We start from the raw sequence: 3,643 nt of genomic DNA, 5'->3' as shown, positions 1-3,643 counted from the left end.
TGCCTCGCCGAGCCGCAAGGGCTGGAGTGCGGTGATTGTCAAGACCGAGGGAGTGCCCACAGCCGCTCAAGAAGCGGCGATTGCGGCGCTGGGGGGCGATATCTACCGCCACCTGCCGATCATCAACTCGCTTGCGGTTCGAATTCCCAACCGTCGGCTTAAACAGCTCGCCGCTCTGCCCTTTGTCAGTCGCCTCTCGTCTGACATGGAGGTCAAGAAGACCGATGAGTTTACCGTGGCGGGCAGTGGAGCCAGTACCGCCTGGAACTACGGACTCTCTGGCACGGGTATTGGGGTTGCCGTGATTGACAGTGGTGTAGACGGTGCCCCAGACATCACGACACGCATCAAGGGCCCTAACTTCGTGCCTGACAGTTCCGGATATGTTAACCCAACAACGGTGGTGGATGTCTGTGGACATGGCACGCACATCGCCGGGATCATCGCCGGTAGTGGCTGGCTCTCGTCGGCGAGCTATAACTTCCGCACCTTCAAAGGAATTGCACCAAGCGCTCGGATCATCGCCGTGCGCGTTCTGGATCGCCAGGGAAGTGGAACCGTCAGCCAGGTAATTGCGGGAATCCAGTGGACAGTTGCCAACCGCGCCGCGAACAATATCCGGGTGATCAACCTCTCGCTGGGCCACACCGTGGGGGAGAGCTACAAGACCGACCCGCTCTGCCAGGCGGTTGAGAGTGCGTGGAAATCCGGTATGGTCGTGGTCTGTGCGGCAGGCAACAATGGCCGCAAGAATGCCACGCAGACCGTGGGAGCCAGCAACGAGGGCTGGGGAACCCGCTACGGTGCGATCCAATCTCCCGCGAACTCCCCCTATGTCATAACCGTCGGTGCCATGAAGCCCACCGCGATGCAGGTTCCCACCGCGCCCGGTGTTCCTTTTGTCTACGACCGCACCAAAGACCGAATCGCGACCTACTCCAGCCGTGGCCCGAGCCGCCTCGACTATGTGGTCAAGCCCGATTTGGTGGCGCCCGGCAACCGGGTGATCTCGCTTTATGGCACCAACAATACCAACAAGCTCTCCGAGTTTCCGGGCAACGTCATTCCGGTAAGCACCTACACCGATACGAGCAAAGGTCAGGGTAAGCAAACCAGCTCCGCGTACTTTATGCTCTCGGGCACCTCGATGGCAGCCCCAGTTGTTGCGGGAGCAGCAGCGCTTCTGTTGCAGAAGTACCCGAATCTGTCTCCGGATGCGATCAAGGCGCGTCTGATGTTCTCGGCGGATAAGTGTTTGAGCCCGGACGGCACACCTGACCCGTTTACCTACGGCGCGGGCTATCTGAATATCCCTGCCGCGCTCAATAACACGGCTCTTCCATCGGTCTATGCACTCAGCCCGAGCGTTTCCGTGGACACCACAAATTGCTCGCTCTTTTTGAGCCCGACGCTCTGGAGCAATCGAGCGATCTGGGGAATCTCGGGAGTCTGGGGTAGCCAGGCGATCTGGGGCGAGAAGGCGACCTGGGGCGACCAAGCGATCTGGGGCACACAGGGAATCTGGGGCAGCCAAGCGCTCTGGGGCGAGCAGCTAGAATGGATGGATCAGGCGATCTGGGGAAGCACGACCGGCGTTGTAGATCTGACGAACACCGCAATCCTGGGAGAGAAGTAAGATGAATCCTGATTTACCTTGTCTCGGTGATTACCTCTTTCACTTCATCGTTGCAGGGGCGCTACCCCTGCTCAAAGAACTATCTCTTGAGCACTGCATGGCGTTTTTGCACTTGCTTAAACAAGTTATATGGGGAGGTTAACGACACCTAAAGAAGCTAAGTATATCGAAACCGATGCTAACATCTGACAGTGTCAAAGCACACCTAATGCTCTCTGCCGACAAATAGATGATACTCGGGGTGGCTGGGACGTGACGGCTTATGGCGCAGGGTATCTCAATATCCCAGCGGCTCTGAGCAATACTGCCATCTCCACCAAGTCCGCAGTGAGCCCGCGTCTCTACCGGGATGCGGTGGGTAATGTCCTGATGAACACCTCGGATCTGTTTAAGACAGATCAGGTGATCTGGGGAACCTCGGGGCTGAACAATCTCCAGGGTATCTGGGGTGAGCAGGTGATCTGGGGCACGCAAGTGATCTGGGGTAGCCAGGTTCTCTGGGGAGATGCCACCTGGAACGATCAGGTGATCTGGGGCACGGGCTCTAGCACGGTAGACCTGACCAGCAAAGCCATCAACGGCGAGAACTAGAAAGAAGTCTACTTGAGTGTAGAAATGGGGGGAGCCTTGCTCCTCCCATTTTTATTTTGTCGCGAGTTAATGCCAGGGCACTTGCAATTTTACCTACCGTCTCCGATAATCCTTCTAACGATGAAACGCTTTCTTGTGACCGGTGGGGCCGGGTTTATTGGCTCTAACTTTGTGCGCTACTTTCTCAGCAAGTACCCGGACTACACCGTCTGGGTGCTCGATGCCCTGACCTATGCCGGAAACACGGACAACTTCCACGACCTGTGGGACAACCCGCGCTTTGCGTTTTTTGCAGGCCGGATCGAGGACGCCACTCTGGTGGACAATCTCGCCCGCAACGTGGACTGTATCATCAACTTCGCCGCCGAGAGCCACAACGATAGAGCGATCCTAGACCCCGAAACCGCGCAGAAAACCAACTTCAACGGCGTGGGCGTGCTCCTAGAAGCTGCGCGTAAGCACAAGCACATTAGATTTCATCAAATATCAACAGATGAAGTTTACGGCAGCACTGATGGCGAGTTCAAAGAGGGCGACCCGCTGGAGCCTAACCAGCCGTACTCGGCAGCCAAGGCGGGTGGCGAGCTCTTAGTCCGTGCCTATCATGTGACTTTTGGCCTCAACACCATTGTGACCCGTGGCTCGAACACCTTTGGGCCGTACCATTACCCTGAGAAGCTCATCCCCCTCATGATCACCAACGCCATGCAGGACATTCCGCTGCCGGTCTACGGCGATGGCAAGCAAGAGCGCGACTGGATGTGGGTTCTGGACCACTGTATCGGGGTGGATATTGCGCTCCATCAAGGAACACCCGGCGAGATCTACAATGTCGGGGGCGGCTCGGAGCGGCACAATATTGATGTGGTGAAGGGGATTTTGGCCGCGCTCGGAAAGCCCGATAGCCTGATCCGCTATGTCACCGATAGGCCCGGCCACGACCGGCGCTACAGCCTCAATACCGACAAGATGCAGGCACTCGGCTTTGCGCCCCGCCGCGACTTTGATGTGCTTTTGGAGCAGACCGTGAAGTGGTACGTGGACAATGAGCCCTGGTGGCGCAAGATCAAGGCCAGCGACGACTACCAGAGCTTCACCAAAAAATGGTACGGCGACCGAAAATAGCCGCCGATTGAAATCGGCGGCTGCAGTAGCCTGCGGCTGCAAAGCCCGTGCCGGGCTGGGGAACAAATTCGGGAGCCCGGCACGGGCTTTGCGGCGCGTAGTGCCAGTGTTGATGCCCAAATCCATTGGGCAGATTTAATTAACAAACGCTTAATAACTCATGACTACCGGGGCGGGTCTCAACCACTCCGGGGGAAACTCCTCCGGCGTCTGGCGTGGGCGTGGGTGGTCGGGTGGGCGGGCGTCCGGCTCGCCGCCGCGCCGTACGGGCTGAACGATCGCCCGGCGGTC

3 protein-coding genes are annotated in these 3,643 nt (G+C 57.9%); all 3 read left to right on the top strand.

From position 1 onward, the window contains the following. Nucleotides 1–1,636 (top strand): S8 family peptidase (locus RMO15_RS28800; protein WP_309721181.1); only part of this gene is annotated, 1,636 nt, incomplete at its 5' end. Between the two features lie 252 nt (nt 1,637–1,888). After that, the gene (locus tag RMO15_RS28795; RefSeq protein WP_309721177.1) at nt 1,889–2,227 is read left to right on the top strand and encodes a hypothetical protein; all 339 of its coding nucleotides are present in this window, start codon (nt 1,889–1,891) and stop codon (nt 2,225–2,227) included. A 120-nt stretch (nt 2,228–2,347) separates the two neighbouring features. Beyond that, nucleotides 2,348–3,352, top strand: a complete 1,005-nt coding sequence (gene rfbB, locus RMO15_RS28790; RefSeq protein WP_309721174.1) for a dTDP-glucose 4,6-dehydratase — start codon at nt 2,348–2,350, stop codon at nt 3,350–3,352. Nucleotides 3,353–3,643 lie beyond the last annotated feature (291 nt).

This window comes from Armatimonas sp. (genome assembly GCF_031410135.1).
GTDB lineage: Bacteria > Armatimonadota > Armatimonadia > Armatimonadales > Armatimonadaceae > Armatimonas.
Note: the sequence above shows the minus strand (reverse complement) of the source record. Positions and strands in the feature narration are given on the sequence as shown.

Coding starts and splice junctions, on each gene's coding strand:
- rfbB (WP_309721174.1), top strand. CDS start 2,348: ATGAAACGCTTTCTTGTGACCGGTGGGGCCGGGTTTATTGGCTCTAAC.